Annotated in this window: 18 protein-coding genes, 1 tRNA gene and 1 pseudogene; 9 read left to right on the forward strand and 11 right to left on the reverse strand. The window is 39.6% G+C overall.

The features are described from left to right. Positions 1–597, forward strand: a pseudogene (locus tag AB5Z01_RS12205) (hypothetical protein); the annotation flags it as partial. 67 nt (positions 598–664) lie between these two features. Here the strand turns inward: AB5Z01_RS12205 and nrdG are convergent. The 3 genes from nrdG to AB5Z01_RS12220 form a co-directional block, all read right to left on the reverse strand. Further along, the gene (nrdG, locus tag AB5Z01_RS12210) at positions 665–1,180 is read right to left on the reverse strand and encodes an anaerobic ribonucleoside-triphosphate reductase activating protein (protein WP_195221780.1); all 516 of its coding nucleotides are present in this window, start codon (positions 1,178–1,180) and stop codon (positions 665–667) included. A gap of 2 nt (positions 1,181–1,182) precedes the next feature. Further along, positions 1,183–3,441 (reverse strand): anaerobic ribonucleoside triphosphate reductase, encoded by a 2,259-nt coding sequence (locus tag AB5Z01_RS12215; protein ID WP_287216432.1) that lies wholly within the window; start codon positions 3,439–3,441, stop codon positions 1,183–1,185. Positions 3,442–3,856: 415 nt separating this feature from the next. Further along, complete coding sequence (locus AB5Z01_RS12220; protein ID WP_022287342.1) at positions 3,857–4,054, reverse strand: hypothetical protein; 198 nt, start codon at positions 4,052–4,054, stop codon at positions 3,857–3,859. A gap of 283 nt (positions 4,055–4,337) precedes the next feature. Here AB5Z01_RS12220 and asnB point away from each other — a divergent pair, with 283 nt between their 5' ends. From asnB to AB5Z01_RS12235, 3 genes are all read left to right on the forward strand, one after another. After that, complete coding sequence (gene asnB / locus AB5Z01_RS12225) at positions 4,338–6,173, forward strand: asparagine synthase (glutamine-hydrolyzing) (protein WP_195221781.1); 1,836 nt, start codon at positions 4,338–4,340, stop codon at positions 6,171–6,173. A 272-nt stretch (positions 6,174–6,445) separates the two neighbouring features. After that, positions 6,446–6,889: an NfeD family protein gene (locus AB5Z01_RS12230; RefSeq protein ID WP_022287344.1), complete on the forward strand. Its 444-nt coding sequence runs from the start codon at positions 6,446–6,448 to the stop codon at positions 6,887–6,889. Positions 6,890–6,923: 34 nt separating this feature from the next. Further along, positions 6,924–7,898, forward strand: coding sequence for an SPFH domain-containing protein (locus AB5Z01_RS12235; RefSeq protein ID WP_022287345.1), 975 nt, complete (start codon positions 6,924–6,926; stop codon positions 7,896–7,898). 230 nt (positions 7,899–8,128) lie between these two features. On the opposite strand, the gene AB5Z01_RS12240 is transcribed toward AB5Z01_RS12235, so the two are convergent. From AB5Z01_RS12240 to AB5Z01_RS12275, 8 genes are all read right to left on the reverse strand, one after another. Then, positions 8,129–8,803, reverse strand: coding sequence for a hypothetical protein (locus AB5Z01_RS12240; protein ID WP_022287676.1), 675 nt, complete (start codon positions 8,801–8,803; stop codon positions 8,129–8,131). A 96-nt stretch (positions 8,804–8,899) separates the two neighbouring features. Then, on the reverse strand, positions 8,900–9,268 hold the full coding sequence (locus tag AB5Z01_RS12245) for a hypothetical protein (protein ID WP_022287675.1): 369 nt from the start codon (positions 9,266–9,268) through the stop codon (positions 8,900–8,902). Continuing rightward, positions 9,268–9,603: a hypothetical protein gene (locus AB5Z01_RS12250; RefSeq protein ID WP_022287674.1), complete on the reverse strand. Its 336-nt coding sequence runs from the start codon at positions 9,601–9,603 to the stop codon at positions 9,268–9,270. Before AB5Z01_RS12250 ends, AB5Z01_RS12245 begins: the two co-directional genes overlap by 1 nt. Beyond that, positions 9,576–10,463, reverse strand: coding sequence for a hypothetical protein (locus AB5Z01_RS12255; protein WP_195221785.1), 888 nt, complete (start codon positions 10,461–10,463; stop codon positions 9,576–9,578). The genes AB5Z01_RS12250 and AB5Z01_RS12255 overlap by 28 nt, the downstream gene beginning before the upstream one ends. 365 nt (positions 10,464–10,828) lie before the next feature. Continuing rightward, positions 10,829–11,038, reverse strand: coding sequence for a DNA cytosine methyltransferase (locus AB5Z01_RS12260; RefSeq protein ID WP_207732760.1), 210 nt, complete (start codon positions 11,036–11,038; stop codon positions 10,829–10,831). A 66-nt stretch (positions 11,039–11,104) separates the two neighbouring features. Beyond that, positions 11,105–11,311 (reverse strand): DUF4314 domain-containing protein, encoded by a 207-nt coding sequence (locus AB5Z01_RS12265; protein WP_272125531.1) that lies wholly within the window; start codon positions 11,309–11,311, stop codon positions 11,105–11,107. A gap of 92 nt (positions 11,312–11,403) precedes the next feature. Then, positions 11,404–11,487: transfer RNA gene (locus AB5Z01_RS12270), tRNA-Leu, on the reverse strand. Positions 11,488–11,585: 98 nt separating this feature from the next. After that, a complete protein-coding gene (locus AB5Z01_RS12275) occupies positions 11,586–11,897 on the reverse strand; it encodes a thioredoxin family protein (protein ID WP_046441879.1) in 312 nt (103 codons plus the stop codon). Between the two features lie 373 nt (positions 11,898–12,270). On the opposite strand from AB5Z01_RS12275, the gene AB5Z01_RS12280 reads away from it, so the two are divergent. The 5 genes from AB5Z01_RS12280 (at position 12,271) to AB5Z01_RS12300 (ending at position 17,549) form a co-directional block, all read left to right on the forward strand. Continuing rightward, positions 12,271–13,338, forward strand: coding sequence for a sulfate/molybdate ABC transporter ATP-binding protein (locus tag AB5Z01_RS12280; protein WP_287216424.1), 1,068 nt, complete (start codon positions 12,271–12,273; stop codon positions 13,336–13,338). A gap of 17 nt (positions 13,339–13,355) precedes the next feature. Continuing rightward, complete coding sequence (locus AB5Z01_RS12285; RefSeq protein ID WP_022288445.1) at positions 13,356–14,132, forward strand: ABC transporter permease; 777 nt, start codon at positions 13,356–13,358, stop codon at positions 14,130–14,132. 25 nt (positions 14,133–14,157) lie between these two features. Then, positions 14,158–15,210 (forward strand): ABC transporter substrate-binding protein, encoded by a 1,053-nt coding sequence (locus tag AB5Z01_RS12290; protein WP_287216423.1) that lies wholly within the window; start codon positions 14,158–14,160, stop codon positions 15,208–15,210. Between the two features lie 17 nt (positions 15,211–15,227). Further along, positions 15,228–16,718 (forward strand): aryl-sulfate sulfotransferase, encoded by a 1,491-nt coding sequence (locus tag AB5Z01_RS12295; protein ID WP_368365568.1) that lies wholly within the window; start codon positions 15,228–15,230, stop codon positions 16,716–16,718. 162 nt (positions 16,719–16,880) lie between these two features. Further along, on the forward strand, positions 16,881–17,549 hold the full coding sequence (locus tag AB5Z01_RS12300) for a redox-sensing transcriptional repressor Rex (protein ID WP_038671796.1): 669 nt from the start codon (positions 16,881–16,883) through the stop codon (positions 17,547–17,549). Positions 17,550–17,673: the final 124 nt, after the last annotated feature.

Genomic DNA, 17,673 nt, shown 5'->3' on the forward strand with positions numbered 1-17,673 from the left:
GGACAGCTTTTGAAGCTCATTTTTATGGCTTTATCTTATCTTGCAGTGATATTCTTGGGCGCAGTGCTCCCAATGCTTTCAGACGGTTTTTGGTATGAAGCACAGGCTGAGGTAGTAAGACGTAAAGCAAAGGGTGAGGCCGATGCTATCTTTGCAAAAATGGAAGCTGAAGCAAAGGGTAATCAGGAAATACTCACAAAGCAGGCAGAAGGTATGAGAAAGCTTGTTGAAGCAGCAGGCGGAGACGCTAATGCAGCCGTCAAACTCATAGTTGCTGACAAGCTTGAAGAACTTATCTCTATTCAGGTAGAAGCTATCAAGAACATTAAGATAGATAAGATAACCGTGTGGGATACAGGCGCAGGTGCAGACGGAAAATGCTCGACAGCAAACTTTCTAAGCGGACTTATGCAGTCAGTTCCTCCGCTGAACGATCTGTTCAAGCAAGCAGGAATGTCACTCCCTGATTTTCTTGGCGAGGACATACAGGAAGCTTTGAAAAAGTCACAGGAAGAAGCAGTAAAGAGAGCTGCCGAGGCTGATAATGCAGAAACTCTCGACCCAAAAGATGTTGAGGTAATAGAGTCTAACAAATAAATAATTGTCACATAAAAACGCTGAGTGAAAAATAATTTCACTCAGCGTTTTTTTTCAATAGTAAAAATCAATAAGGCTCTATAACCACCGCACAACCCTCTTTTAAAGACTTCTGCACGTCTATGAAGCGTTGATTTCGACTGCCCATAAATTTCAACTCAAGGCTTCGCTGTGACAGAATAAATGGTCCGTCAACAAGATAATCAAGCTGACTAAGAAGCTCCATATAGCCGTTTTCAGCGTTAGCGTTTGCAATTAGATATTCATAAGTATAGCCCGTGAATGATATCACATTCAGTGAAAAGCCACGGAACGCTTTTATCCTTCCTGCAAGTTCTGCTAACGGTTTGCACTGACAGAAAGGCTCACCGCCACTGAACGTCACACCGTCAAGAAGCGGGTCTTTTATTATCTCATTGTAAAGCTGGTCTGTGTCAACGACAATGCCACCGTTAAAATCATGTGTCTGCGGATTGTGACAACCCTCACAGCCGTGTGGACAGCCCTGCGTAAAAATAGTGAACCTAAAACCCGGTCCGTCTACGATAGATTCACCGACAGTGCCTGCTATCCTAAGCTCCATGGCTAATTGTCACCCTCACAGCAGGCTTTTGCACGAGGTATCCTCTCATGTATCACCTTGCTGTGTTCAGCCTCAGAACGTCCACACTTTGGGCATTTGTCACCTATTATTCCAGTATATCCGCAAACAGGATCACGGTCAACAGGGTGGTTTATTGAGCCGTAGCCTATGCCAACCTCTTTCATATATCTTACGACTTTCTCGAATGCAGAAAGATTGTTCAGCGGATCGCCGTCAAGCTCGATATAGCTTATATGGCCTGCATTTGTAAGAGCATGGTAAGGAGCTTCTATTTTAAGTTTCTCAAACGCTGTTATCGGATAGTAAACAGGTACATGGAAAGAATTAGTATAATATTCTCTGTCTGTAACTCCTGCTATCTCGCCATAACGTTCTCTATCCATTTTAACAAATCTGCCAGAAAGTCCCTCAGCAGGTGTTGCAAGCAACGAGAAGTTAAGACCAGTACGCTTTGTTTCCTCGTCCATTCTTGCTCTCATACGTGAGATTATCTCCAAGCCAAGCTCTCTTGCTTCTTCACTTTCACCATGGTGCTTTCCAGTAAGCACTTTAAGACACTCAGCAAGACCGATAAAGCCCACTGAAAGTGTGCCATGCTTTAGCACTTCTTCAAGCGTATCGTCAGCCGTAAGCTTCTCTGAATCGAGCCATATGCCCTGACCCATGAGGAACGGATAATTTCTCACACGCTTTGAACACTGTATCTTAAATCTGTGCATAAGCTGGTCGATACAAAGATCCATAAGCTCATCAAGGCTGTCAAAGAAAGCACCGATATTACGCTGTGCTTTTATGCCAAGTCTAGGGAGATTAATGGTAGTAAAAGAGAGGTTTCCTCTTCCTGTCACTATCTCACGAGTAGGGTCATATGCGTTACCGATAACTCTTGTGCGGCAACCCATGTAAGCTATCTCAGTGTCAGGATTGCCCTCTTTGTAATACTGTAGATTGAAAGGAGCGTCGATAAATGAAAAATTCGGGAAAAGACGCTTCGCTGATACACGGCAGGCGAGCTTGAAAAGGTCATAGTTCGGGTCATCAGGATCAAAGTTCACGCACTCTTTTATCTTGAAAATATGTATAGGGAAAATAGGCGTTTCACCATTGCCAAGTCCTGCTTCCTCTGCAAGAAGAATATTCTTTATAACAAGTCTGCCCTCGATAGAAGTATCAGTACCATAATTTATGGAGCTGAAAGGCGTTTGAGCGCCTGCACGGGAGTTCATGGTATTAAGATTATGGATAAGCGCTTCCATTGCCTGATATGTGGCTCTGTCAGTTTCTTTCAAAGAGTTTTTATATGCAAAACTCTGTATCTTCTTCACTATAGGTGCGTCAACAAAATTTACAAGAAACTGTGCTTCAGCCTCTTGATAGCCGTTATCATTGGCGAGAGTGATCTTTAAACCCTGCTCATCAAGCATTTCAGTTATTTTCTTTGCAATGCTCTGAGCATCAGAAACTTCACCAAGGAGAGCAAGACCCCTGCCGATATTGTCACGATAGCGGTGTCTGAATGTCTTTCTTACGCCCTCAGCCATATCATAATCGAACTTTGGAAGAGATTGACCACCATGCTGGTCGTTCTGATTGGATTGTATCGCAATGCAGGCAAGCGCAGCATAGCTTTGTATATCATTTGGTGTACGCAAAAAGCCATGACCTGTAGAAAAACCCTTATCAAAAAGCTTTGTAAGGTCTATCTGAGTGCAAGTGGTAGTCAGTGTATAAAAATCAAGATCATGAATGTGGATATCCCCCTCCTGATGAGCCTTTGAATGCTCAGGAGCAAGAACATACATCTCATTGAACTCCTTTGCACCCACAGATCCGTATTTAAGCATTGTACCCATTGCGGTATCGCCGTCTATATTAGCATTCTCACGCTTCAAATCGTTATCTTTCGCTGATTGGAAAGTAAGATCCTCATAAACTTTCATAAGACGGGTATTCATTTCTCTTGCACGAGTCCTGTTTGAGCGGTAGAGTATATAACTTTTTGCAGTATCAGCCATGCCCTCCTCGATAAGTACACGCTCAACGCAATCCTGAATCTCTTCAACAGTAGGCATATCAAGGTGTTTTTCCATAAGCTTATCAACAACTTTACCCGAAAGCTCCAAAGCTTCCTCATAGTTATCCTTGCCCACAGACTGAGCCGCCTTGTATATAGCGCCAGCTATTTTCTCAATATTAAAAGTTACAGTACGTCCGTCACGTTTTTTTATCTTGATTATCACAATACCGCCTCCGATTTTCCCGATTTATCATTATATTTTTTATATTCTCACAACTCACACCGCAAATCACAACATATTGTATAAAAAGCAGTGCTTAATACAAGTATATAGTATAAGTGACGCAAAGTCAAGGCGTTATACAACAAAATGTGACTTTGTTATTTGTATTAAATGCACAAAGTCACATTTTCGTCAAATATTGATTTTAGGTGTCAAGTAAAATGCTTTTAGCTGTAATGCAACCGAACTTTACAAATGTATAATACGACATAGTTCAGTTCTTGGCACTGTAAAGTGAGCTAACTTGTCATCTTATGCATTTGCGAGTGCTACTCCATGCCTTTTAAATGTCGTAAATAGGCGAATTCAGCAAGTACGTAAAGCGCTTTAACTTGTCGAGCTTTTAAATTTTGCACTATGCTGCTGAACTGCTCTCAGCACTCTCGTAAGTGTAATCATGAGTAACTACAGAGCTGCCTGTTTCATTTTCAAGTACCTCTTCGAGAGTAGTATTCATCATATAGGCGCAGAAAGATATAAGCATCACAAAAAAACTCACTATCAACACAATATCCAATCTATAACCATTTTTCTTCTTTTTGTTATCGTTCATAAGATCTTCTCCAAAATATGATTTTAATACCATTATACTATATCCCTCTGTCTTTTTCAAGCCAAAATGACAAAATCGCAGATATTTTTATACCATACACATTGCCATGTGATAAATGCACAAAAGACAATTTCTTTTATTGTTTAATTTTTGTTTTTACCCCTTGCAAAAAAGCCGCATATAGTGTATAATAAATATTATATTGCTTGACGTTCACTAGGCGACAAGCGGCCGTATTAACTAAGATACAGGCAATTTGATTTAACAGAAATGAGGCTTTTATATGTGCGGTTTTGTTGGATTTACAAATAAAATCAATGACGCTTCCATAGTTCTTGGAAAAATGATGGATAGAATAAAACATAGAGGTCCTGACTCTGACGGAAAATATGTTGACGAGCAGATCGCAATGGGTTTCCGCCGACTTTCGATCATCGACCTTTCAGATCAAGGTAGCCAGCCTATCTTCAATGAAGATAAGTCGTTGGTACTTACATTCAACGGTGAGATATACAACTACAAGGATCTCCGTGAGGAGCTTGTAGCGTCTGGTCACAAGTTCTATACACAGACCGACTCAGAGGTGCTTATCCACGGTTATGAGCAGTGGGGCGAGGATATGCTCGACAAGCTGAGAGGTATGTTTGCATTTGTTATATTCAACAAGAATACAAATGAGGTTTTCGGTGCAAGAGATTTCTTCGGTATCAAGCCTCTTTACTACGCAAAAATGGGCGAAACTCTTATGTGGGGTTCTGAGATAAAGAGTTTTCTTGACCACCCTCATTTCAAGAAGGAACTTAACACAGACGTTCTTGAAACTTATCTCACATTCCAATATTCTCCTACAACAGAAACTTTCTTCAAAAATGTTTACAAGCTCCCTGCCGCTCACTGCTTTACATACAAGAACGGCAAGATGAACGTAAGAAGATATTGGGAAGTTAAATTCCACGCTGACAATGGCCCTGCTCTTGAAGATTGGGTGAACAGGATATCTGACACTTTCAAGAACTCTGTTGAGGTACACAAATTCGCTGACGTTGAGGTAGGCTCATTCCTTTCAAGCGGTGTTGACTCGAGCTATGTTGCCGCTGTTGCTAACGTTGACAAGACCTTTACTGTGGGCTTCGGAGAGGACGAGAAATACAACGAGATAGGTTATGCTAAGGAATTTTCAAAGTATATCCACAAGGAGAATTTCTCAAAGGTCATCAGCCCTGAGGAATACTGGAACAGCCTTTCAAAAATACAATATCACATGGACGAACCTCTCGCAGACCCTGCGGCTGTGGCTCTGTTCTTCGTATGTCAAATAGCTTCTGAAAAGGTCAAGGCAGTGCTTTCAGGCGAGGGTGCAGACGAGATATTCGGCGGATACAACATCTATCACAACCCTGCTGATATGGCAAGCTACTTTAAGATACCAAGACCTATCAGAAAGGCTGTTGGTGCAGTTGCTGAGAAACTGCCTCACAAGCACGGCATAAACTATCTTATAAGAGGTTCTAAGGACCTTGACGAGAGATTTATTGGTAACGCATACATCTTCTCTGAGAAAGAGCGTAAGGATATTTTGAGCATAAAGACAAACGCTCCTGACGCTATGGCTATCACAAAGCCGTTCTATGACAAGGTAAGAGATCAGGATCAGGTAACACAGATGCAGTACATTGACCTGCACCTATGGATGACAGGTGATATTCTTCTTAAGGCGGATAAAATGAGCATGGCTCACTCCCTTGAGCTTCGTGTACCATTCCTTGACAGAAAGGTAATGGAGCTTGCAGAGCAGATACCTGTAAAGGACAGAGTTACTGAGACTGAAACGAAGTATGCAATGCGTCTTGCTGCACTTCAGGCTTGCCCTCCACAGACAGCTAAGAAAAAGAAGCTCGGCTTCCCTGTTCCTATAAGGGTATGGCTGAAAGAAGATAAGTATTATAATATAGTAAAGGATAAGTTTACTTCTCCTCAGTCGGCACAGTTCTTCCACACAGATAAGCTTGTACAGCTTCTTGACGATCACCGTGCAGGCAAATATGACTATTCAAGAAAGATCTGGACAGTGTTCTCATTCCTTGTTTGGTATGATGTTTATTTCAGCGACAACGTATAATTACACAAATAGTAAAAGCGGTTACCTCCAGCGGGTTACCGCTTTTACTGTAAATTTTTTATATAACTATCTTTTCGAAATACTTTTTTTCTTTATGTAGTAGCATCAACATGTATATATTAGAGTACAGCTAATAAAATATGGTACGGCCAATGTAAAATCATTAAAGATTAAAGGTAAAACAGCAAAAATATTGTGTCTTAGCTATTGTAAATTTTAAAATAATATGTTATAATAAATCTTAAATAAATGAGAGGAACAGGGGGTATCATATGACAATGGCTACACTCAAAATAGTTTTCTGGGCTTTAGCTTTCGTGTTCTTTGTTGTTTGCGAGGTCGCAACAGGAACGGCACTTGTGTCTATATGGCTTGCTATAGCAGCGCTTATTGCGATGTTTTGTGCCATAGCTAAGCTTTCTTTCCTTACACAGTGCATCGTATTCGTCGTAAGCTCGATCATACTTCTTTTGCTTACAAGACCTGTGGTCAAGAAGCTCCAGAACAAGCCAGTTGCAACAAATTACGAGCTTGATGTGGGAAAAACTGCAATAGTTATTGAGCCTATAGATAACTCTGTGAACAAAGGCAGGGTCACTCTTGAGGGCACAGATTGGGCAGCAAGAACTGAGGACGGCTCAAAGATCTCAGAAGGCACACCAGTGAAGGTAGTGCGTATTGACGGTGCAAAGCTGATAGTTTCAGAAGAAAAGTAACAGCTTACATAAACTTATTTTTAGGAGGCATATAATGGAACCTGGAATTTATATCGTACTTGCTATCATCGTATTGCTTATAATCATTGTTATCAGCAACATCAAGATAGTACCGCAGGCATATGTATTTGTAGTTGAAAGACTTGGAGCTTTTCATGCGGCATGGGGAACGGGACTTCACGTAAAAGTACCTTTTATCGACCGAGTTGCAAAAAGAGTATCTATCAAAGAGCAGGTAGTTGACTTCAAGCCACAGTCAGTTATCACAAAGGATAACGTAACAATGCAGATAGACACTGTTGTGTTCTTCCAGATAACAAACGCAATGCAGTTCACATACGGTGTTGAGAGACCTATCTCAGCTATTGAAAATCTGACAGCAACAACACTTAGAAACATTGTTGGTGACCTTGATCTTGAGGCTACGCTCACTTCCCGTGACATTATCAACACAAGGATCACAGCAATTCTTGATGAAGCCACAGATAGGTGGGGCATCAAGGTACAGAGAGTTGAGCTTAAAAACATTCTTCCACCTAGAGAAATTCAGGACGCAATGGAAAAGCAGATGAAAGCTGACCGTGAAAGACGTGAAAAGGTTATTCAGGCAGAGGCTGAGAAGAAATCTCAGGTGCTTGTTGCAGAGGGTGAGAAAGAATCTAAGATACTCAGAGCACAGGCAGACAAGGAGTCACAGATACTTGCAGCCGAAGCTGAGAAGCAGTCTATGATACTTCGTGCAGACGCTGTAAAGGAGCAGAAGATACTTGAGGCAGAAGGTGAAGCGCAGGCTATCGACATGGTACAGAAGGCGATTGCCGAGAGTATCGTCAAGCTGAATGCTGCTAACCCTAACGAGCAGGTAATCCAGCTCAAGAGCCTTGAAGCATTTGCTAAGGCAGCAGACGGCAAGGCTACAAAGATCATTATACCAAGTGAGATACAGGGTATTGCAGGTCTTGCAACAGGACTTAAAGAAGTTATGACAGACGTTAAGAAGCCACAGTAAAACGCATATAGTTAATCCCCTTCAAGGCAAATGCTTTGGAGGGGATATTTTTTTTCATTGAAAAGCGAGCAGGACACTGAGATAAACTCAATGCCCTCCCAATATCATTAAGCTAAAAAAAAATCAAGAAATAAAATAACTATGATACATTCGCATGAATACGTTAGCTATCGGCTCTAAAAATGCTCCGTCAGCAAGAAAAATTGTATGCGTTATTATACTTGATATACTTATTTTTCCATAGCCCCAACTAAAAATAGATATTTAAGTTTTCTATTTTCGTTTTCATTAACATCGGGAATAATATTTGTAATATTCACCATTATTTTATGATAAATATTAATCATACGGCATTTATTAAATGCAATTAAATATCCACGTTCAAGATCTGGTTTATTAAATTCTGAACAAAATAAAATTGTATTGCCATGATAAAAAATGTCAATTTTATTTGTAGACAAAGTAATAACAGAAATTTTATCGAATACGTTTTTTTCAAACGAAATTGTTTTTTCTCCAAAATTTTCAGCAATCACCTGTCTAGCCAAATCTATATTCCCGTGTGCAATTTCTTTTTTTATAAATTCTTCTATCTCAATATCATTATCAGTTTTTTTTATTTGATGACGTGAAAGAAACAGGAAAAGAGCAATTGCTGCGAAATCAGCATTAACACTTTCATATATAATCTCGTGACTGTTTCGCTCTATTTTCAAAACAGCAAAATGCCCACAATCCCTCTCTAATATTTCGTAATATATTTCCGGGGCGCCACCATCAACATCGCAGACAACAGAATTATTATAAGATTTCAAACATATATTTCTTACATCAGCCAAACAAATATTATGAGATATTTGAATTTTATAATACAAGTCATTAAATGTACTGATTATATCATTCAAAAACTATCTCTCCCTTCAACACTTTAAAAGCGACCAACATATTCCCCCATATGTTCCGTAGCATTCGCATTAGTTCACACTACATTTGTTTCGGTATTAGGATTTATAAAAAAATTCTTTTAAATAATCATCGGGAATACGCAAATCCAGTTCTTTTTTAAGTTCATGAAAATATTTTTTCCATTGAATTGAAATTTTTTCCCACCAACCATCAATTGAGGTTTTAATAAGTATAGCCTCATTATTATCACCCCAATCATAACATATGCAGCATCCGCAAGCACCTTGACCATAATTAAAGCGCATATCAAAATAGTCACAATACTTGAATCCCAAACTAAATTCTTCATGTCCATTGCCGTAAAAAGCGTCTATCAAATTAAAATTCGAAACTAAACTACCAAAATATTTTTTCATTTCAGTTTCCACTATTTTGGCTTTTATTTCTGCTCGATTTTCATTCATTATAAAAACCCCTTTGCTTTTAAAAATTTCTTGGGAATTTGCTTTTTTACATCTGTCGTTATACATTTTATCAAACTGTCACAAAGCTTATCAAAGTCGGTATTAAGCGATGACGAAAATAGCATTTTCTTTTCACTGCGATTTGTTATGATAAAAAAATATAAGTTGTTATCTCTAATTTCAACCTCAAATGGATAATAATCATAAACGATAGAAGACATTTTATTGTCATAAAAAGAAACTGTATCTATTAATTCATTGTTATTGCCACATGCTCTTTGAGATAAAAATACATCTGCAATTTTATCTAGGAATTCATAGTTAGTAGGTTGCATACCAAAAATCTCCTTCCGAGAATAATTTTTATACCCATATTTATTTTTTTATACTCCCATTCATTCCACAATGATTTTCCTTTGAAATTTATATCGGTTGGGTCATGTGAAAAACGAATTGTTTTACCCGCTTGAACCTCCGTATACTCCTCCAGCACCAAGCTTTCAAGATAAGAAGAAACATACCCCGAAGCAAAGCGATAAGCGTATTCGTCGTCGGCGTTATTCCTGTAGCTTACCGTAGAGGCATAGTTCCCCAGAATATCAACGCTGAACGAACCTTTTGTCTCGATATCCTTAGAAAATGCGGAAACAGTAACGCAAGGCTCGTAGCTGAATACGCCGTAGCTCAGATATCTTTCGGCATAGATACGGTTAGCCCCTGCCAGTACCTTATTCTCAATGTCAAGCTGCCTGAAATACGTCGTTTCAATAAGGCTGAGGAAGTTGCCTATATACTTATCGTTGTAGACGTTGCTTTTGTTTGCCTTTGCCTGCTCCTCGTCGGTAAGCGGCATTTTTTCATACGCTGTCAAGAGCGACTGCGCAGAAATATTTTGATTATCCGTAGATATACAGTTTACGGAACCTACAAGAATTTCCTTGGTATCCTCGAATGTTTCGTTTGATGAAACAGGAGCAATGTTGAGATACTGCGTTTTGCCGATTGACGTTAAAGCGCCGTTCCACTCGTAAATAATCTTGTTGTCAATGTAAAGAGCAGGCGAAATAGTATCGGCGTATTGTGCCCAATAGTCATTTTTCAGATTATAGATACTGCTTGGAGTTCCGTCTCCAAAAATGCTGTAAAACTCTTTGTTGGGAACATATCCGACCGTTATAGTCGAAATGTATGCCATGGGTCCCGATATCACCTGCTGATAACCGTTATTAATACCGATTTTGAGCAGATCGGTGTCGACAATCTTGGAGTCGTAAATATTTTTAACTTGTTCTTTAATTGTACCACAAATATACGGCAATTTCAAGGGAATTTTTGATATATTCTTCTGAACGATCATCTTGCCGGTAACATTAACCGATATTTCTTCAGAAGACTGATCGTCAAACTTGCTTAAATACAAATAAAAGTCGGAAGAATTCTTGAAATCGGAAATATCAACATCGATATTCTGTTTTTCGATCTCGTCCGAAATACTCTCGACCTGCTTGTATTTCTTGAAGCTGATATCGAGTTCGTATTCCTTGCCGTCGATAGTAGTTTTTACCCATGGTCGAAATTTGGCAGCTCGTTTGGGTCGATTTTTCTTGCGTCATCGTAATACACCTCGTTTCTTGTATCGTACAACGTTTCATATGCTTTCTTTGCATATTTGTCTATTTCACAATAACCGACGCACTCAAAGCCGCCCGCTTTTTCAAGTTCCAAACGGAATCCGCCTATTCCTGCAAAGATATCAAAATATTTTATCAGTACGAATCATCTCCTTTCCGATTTTTCCAACAAAAAAACGGTCAAGCTTTTTTCAAAACTAGACCGTCACATTGATATATTCATTTCTTCATCTTCTGTTGACTCACTATCTTCACTTACGATATGGAAATCGTCCACACCAGGGATAACTCCGAGCGTTCTGCCGTTATCAAAGACGCAATGCACAGTGCCGATATCATCCATATGTTCGATATTTTTTTGTTGTGTAGGGTTCGACTTCCTTTTTGGTGAAAACCGGTGAAAAGCATCCACGGTTTTACACCTGAAATTTTTACCCTCAAAACGCAAAAAAAGCTCGTAAATACGAGCTTTTCGAGGTGTGCATCTATTTTATTGCACAAGTATGGTGCGGGTGACAGGACTTGAACCTGCACGGTGTTGCCAATAGAACCTAAATCTATCGCGTCTGCCAATTCCGCCACACCCGCATACAAAACAACATTATTATTTTATCATAAACTCCCTACTTTGTCAAGACCTTTTGCTCAAAAAAATGCCCGATGCTCAAAACATCGGACTGATTTTTTTATAATCTCTTTATATTGTCAAGAATTATCAGCTTGTGCGTAAAACCCTCAAGCTTGTTTTTGATATCACCATTCTTTATAAAAAGGAGTGTTGGCAGTGCTGTAACGTCATATCTCTTCGCAAGATCTGGCTGAGACGTGATATCACACTTAGCTATGATAGCGGTTTTTCCAAGCTCCTCTGCAGCTTCGTTAAGCCCTGCCTCTGTTCTTTTACAGTGAACACAGGTAGGTGAGTAAAATTCTATAACAAGCGGTTTGTCTGCTGATATCAGCTCGTTGTAATTCTGGTTTGTCAGTTCTGTAAGCATTTTTTTATTTCCTCCAATATATATTATATTATTCATATAGCTTTACTATGAATATAGTGATTATATCACTATTTACGCACTTTGTCAAGAGTATTATCAAACATTTCTGTATATCATATTTCTCATATATGTTAGTTATGAATAAAATGTACAACAATAATAAAGTATTCCTATCATATATGTATGATTTCACAAAAATCATTTATAACTATTGACATTTCCATAAAATCATGTATAATAAAAGCATACTAATCATATCGGCTTGATATGAATTGAAAGTGAGGAGCTTAAATTGTCAAAGATCAATAAGCGAATGCAGCGATGTTGACACTGGAACTATCACAGCAATATATCTAAATTGGAGTTGTCAGCTATGTATATAGAATTAAAAAACATTAATAAAAGCTTTGGCGATTTTAAAGCTTCGGATAACGTAAGTTTCGGTATTGAAAAGGGAAAGCTTATCGGTCTGCTTGGACCGAGCGGCAGCGGTAAAACAACTATCCTGCGTATGCTTGCAGGTTTGGAAAAACAGGATAGCGGCGATATTATTATAGATGGTAAAAATGTCAACAAACTTCCATCAAATGAAAGAGGTATCGGATTTGTTTTTCAAAGCTATGCGCTCTTCCCTTTTATGACAGTTTACGATAATATAGCTTATGGTCTGAAGGTTCAGAAAAAAGATAAGAAGTTTATCAAACAACGTGTGGCTGAGCTTCTTGAACTTGTTGGCTTGCCTGACGTTGGCAAGCGTTATCCTGACCAGCTTAGCGGAGGTCAAAGGCAGCGTATCGCTCTTGCAAGAGCACTAGCACCTCAGCCTGAACTCCTTCTACTTGACGAACCTTTTGCAGCTATCGACGCAAAGGTAAGAAAAGAACTGAGAACATGGCTTCGTGATACAATTGATAAAATAGGCATAACTAGCATTTTCGTTACACACGATCAGGACGAAGCAATAGAGGTCGCAGACGAAATTGTTATCACAAACAAAGGCAGAGTTGAGCAGATAGGCAATCCAGTTGAGATATACCTTGAACCTAAAACTCCTTTTGTTGCTCAGTTTATCGGTCAGTCCGCAGTTATCGAGGACTACAGCAAGCTCAAAGGCTTTGAAACAGCAGAGGGCAAGACTTCAGCTATAATCCGACCGGAATTTATTGAAATAAATAAATTCGAAGACAGTGAATACCACCCATTTGAAAGCTCTATGGAAGACGCAGTTGTAGAAGATGTATCATTCAGAGGAAACGCCTTTGAGGTTAAAGCTTCCATAGACGGTATCTCAGTAACAGGCAGATATCCGCTGAACGCTTCCCGCCTGAAAAAAGGTGATAAGGTAAAAGTACTTATCAAGAAGCTTTACACTATTGATGAAAACACTACAAATATTCTCGTAAACAAAGCTCTTGATGACTCAGAGCTATACTACATTTAATAAGGAGGACATTAAAGATGGAAAATAATAAAACAAAGTCCTCTGCTATACAGAAGATACTAAAATGTGGCATCATATCATGGGTAGCAATAATTGCCCTTTGGGGAATAGGATCTTTGAAATATGATGAATATTTTCTTCCAAGCCCAAAGGAAACGATCGACAGCATGAAGGAACTTATCAAAGACGGAACTCTTTGGAGTGACATTGTTGCAAGCGTTGGAAGAGTAATAAAAGGCTGGCTACTTTCAATAATTTTTGCTGTTCCTATGGGTCTTATTGTAGGAAATTTCAGACCTGTACGCTGGCTCGTTGAACCTATACTTAGCTTTTTCAGATTTGTGCCTGCTATTGCATTGACGACACTCTTTTTAATGTGGTTCGGAGTAGGCGAAGAATCAAAAGTAGCACTTATTTTCTACGCATCATTCTTCCCTATGTTCGTAAACACTATAGCGGGTGTGGCTTCAACTGATAAGCAGCTTGTGGAAGCAGCTTCCTGCATGGGGGCAAAAAAAGCAAGAGTTTTTTTCACAGTAGTTGTACCATCAGCGGTATCTAATATCTACACTGGAATAAGACTAGGACTTAGCTCAGCTATCATCTGTGTTGTGGCAGCTGAAATGCTGGTCGGCAGTGATGGCCTTGGTTATCTTATAAACAGCTCGAAGCTTTATTACAAAACAAGCTGGGCTTTTGCAGGAATCGTCACACTTGCTGTGATTGGCTTTGCTGCTGACAGGATCCTACAGTTTATTGGCAAGAAAAAACTTAAACACTTTGACGTAAAATAATTAATTTAACAGGAGAGATTTAAAAATGAACATAAAAAAGATAATCGCAATAATAGCGTCGACAGCATTGACAGCAACTCTTCTTGCATCATGCGGTAGTTCATCAAGCGGAAAAACCGCAAAGAAGGTTACCAAAGACGGTAAAGAACTTAGCGTTTTGAGAGTTGCGAACATGACAGGTCAGCCAGATCAATATGCCGACTATATCGGTATGGAGCAAGGAATATTTGAGAAATATGGTATATCTCTCGAAACATCAGAATACGCTGCCGGCATTAACACAGTTGACGCTATTGCAACAGGCACAGCAGATACAGGACTGCTTGCAGATTTTGCTGCTGTAAACAGAATTGGAAATACTCTCGATAACACTAATCTTGTGATTTTTTCAGATCTAAGTTCTAGCGTTTCATATAACGGCGGTCTTTTTGTTGCACCAAAATACAAAGATAATCTTGATGCTTTAGATGAAAGTGAAGGATGGATAACTTCTATTGGAACAGTTTCAGAATACTTCAACTGGCAGGCTCAGACTTATTTAGGACTTGACCCGTCAAAGCAGAAAAACGTCAACACAGATTCCATATCAACTCAGATAGCAGTTGCACATAACGGTGAGGCATCAGCCGCTATCGTTACAGGCTCAGCTATAAAAAAATATGAAGCAGAGGGCTGGACTCAGGTCGCATCTGCAAAAGATATAGGGATAAACGTATCTGCTTATCTTATAACATCAAGCGACTTTGCAAAGAACAATACTGAAACTCTTACGAACTATCTTAAAGCACTTGATGAAAGCGTTAAATACATAAATGACAACTTAGATGAGTCGGCTGAAAAAATATCAAAGAAATATGGAATCGAACCAGATGATTTCAAAACAAACTGGGAACAGTACAGTATTAAACTGGGACTTTCTGAGGAAGCTGCATCTCGTCTTGATGAAATAAACAAGTGGGCGTATGAGAATGGTAAATATCCAAACAGTTACAACATAAGGGAATTTTATTATCCAGACTCAGCAAAAAAAGCATTTCCAGATAACGTTACGGCAGACCTGACAAAAGCAGACAAATAAACAAGGAGGAATCAGACATGGGTTATCCAAGCATTTATCCAACAGGAGTTACAATATACAACAAAGAAAAAGCCTACAGCGGCTATACGATCTTCCCGTCCGCTAAAGGTGCTCTGCTCATAGATATGAATGGCAATGAAGTAAAGCTTTGGGCTGGACTGGGAGGATTTCCTAACAAAATACTCCCAGGCGGATATGTAATGGGCACAACAGGAGCAAGAGGAGGTAAATATGCATATCAGGATCAACTTGATCTTGTTCAGGTAGACTGGGACGGTCATATCGTATGGAAATTCGACAAAACTGAACTTATTGCCGACCCGGGTAAAGAACCAGTCTATATGGCTAGACAGCACCATGATTTTCAGCGTGAGGGCAGCACTGTGGGTTACTATTATCCAAATGGTGAACCAAAGACAGACAGTGGCAATACACTTATCCTTACTCACGAGAACCTCTACAACCACGATATTTCAGACAAAAGACTTATCGACGATAAGATCATCGAAGTGGATTGGGAAGGCAATATAATTTGGAGCTGGCGTGCAAGCGACCACTTTGATGAGCTTGGCTTTGACGAGGCCGCAAAGAACGCATTGTTCAGAAACCCTGGTCTTCACGGTGAGGCAGGTGGAGATTGGATGCACATAAACAACTTTTCTACCCTTGGCGAAAATAAGTGGTATGACGCAGGCGACAAACGCTTCCACCCGGACAATATCATATTTGACGCAAGAAACTCAAACATACTCGGAATTATCGAGAAATCAACAGGTAAGATAGTATGGCGTGTAGGTCCTAACTTCAACGAAAGCGAAGCCACAAAGAAGCTTGGCTGGATAATTGGTCAGCACCACCTGCACATGATACCAAAGGGACTTACTGGAGAGGGCGACCTGTTGGTATTCGATAACGGTGGCGAGGGTGGCTACGGCACACCTAACCCTGCTTCCCTCACAGGCGTGAACAATGCACACAGGGATTACTCAAGAGTACTTCAATTCAATCCTGTTACACTTGAAATAACATGGCAGTACACTCCCCTTGAAGCAGGAAATCTGCTTTTTACTGACGCTTCTAAGTTCTATAGCTCATACATCAGCTCTGCACAGCGACTTCCGAACGGAAACACTCTTATTACGGAAGGTTCAGATGGACATCTTCTTGAGGTCACACCTGACCATGAAATAGTTTGGGAATTTGTAAACCCTTATTTCAAGAATTTTGCTGGAACATTCAAAAGCAACATGATCTACAGAGCTTATCGTGTACCATACGAGTGGATACCACAGCTTGAAAAGCCTGTTGAGACCTCTATCGAGCCTATCGACATTACAAAGTTCAGAGTACCGGGTGCTTCTATTGGTGAGGGCACAGGACTTGTTACAGCCGTTGACGGGATCGATCCAACAAAAGGAGTTCCTCTCACAGGTTCAGGAAATGAAGAAGATGATGAAGAACGCATCGACTTCTGTGTTGCTTCTGTAAAGAAAAAAGATCTAGAATAAAATTAATGTACATAAGGCAGCTTCTGTAAAACGAGGCTGCTTTTTTTAAGACCGCAGAGAGTTTACAAGTCCTTGACAAAAGAAAAGATTAGTGCTATTATATTATGTGATATTGTTATTTATTTATCAATCATGTTTATTAGTAAAGGAAAGTGTAAATATATGTCTAAAGACGGTTCGATATCCGCATCAGTAATAAAACGACTGCCACGTTATTATAGATTTTTAGGTGAGCTTCAAAAAGAAGGACTTGAAAGAATATCTTCAAGGGAGCTTTCTGAGAGAATGAAACTCACGGCTTCACAAATAAGACAAGACCTTAACTGCTTTGGCGGATTCGGTCAACAGGGATATGGCTATCACGTTGACGAGCTTAGAATGGAAATAGGCAAGATACTCGGAGTAGACAAGCATTTCAAGACCATACTTATCGGTGCAGGAAACCTTGGTAAAGCTATCGCCACACATATTAACTTTGAAACAAGGGGTTGCAATCTCATTGGCATATTTGATATAAACCCTAAGCTCACTGGTGAAGTGGTAGGAAACATACCGATTCGTCACACTAATGATATAGAAAGCTTTTGCGAAGCAAACTCCCCTGTTGTAGCTGTGCTTTGTATACCAAAGGCAAACACTCAGGCTATTGCAGACCAGCTTGTAAATCTTGGTCTGAAAGCGTTCTGGAATTTTTCACATTATGATCTTAGCATCGACTATGAAAACATAGTTGTGGAAAATGTCCATTTAGGTGACAGCCTGCTTACACTTACATATGCAACAAATATCATCACAAGCACTGATACTGACAACAGCGAAGAGATCGAATAAAAAAGGCGCTGTAAAAAAAAGCGCAACAAAGCCCGTGGATTTCCTCGATATGGAAGCTCACGGGCTTTAATATATCACACAGCAAAAAAGAACTATCTAATCTTGAAAAAAGGGTACAGCAAAC

Source organism: Ruminococcus sp. RTP21359st1_H3_RTP21359_211015, from assembly GCF_040909065.1.
Classification (GTDB): Bacteria; Bacillota; Clostridia; order Oscillospirales; family Ruminococcaceae; genus Hominimerdicola; species Hominimerdicola aceti.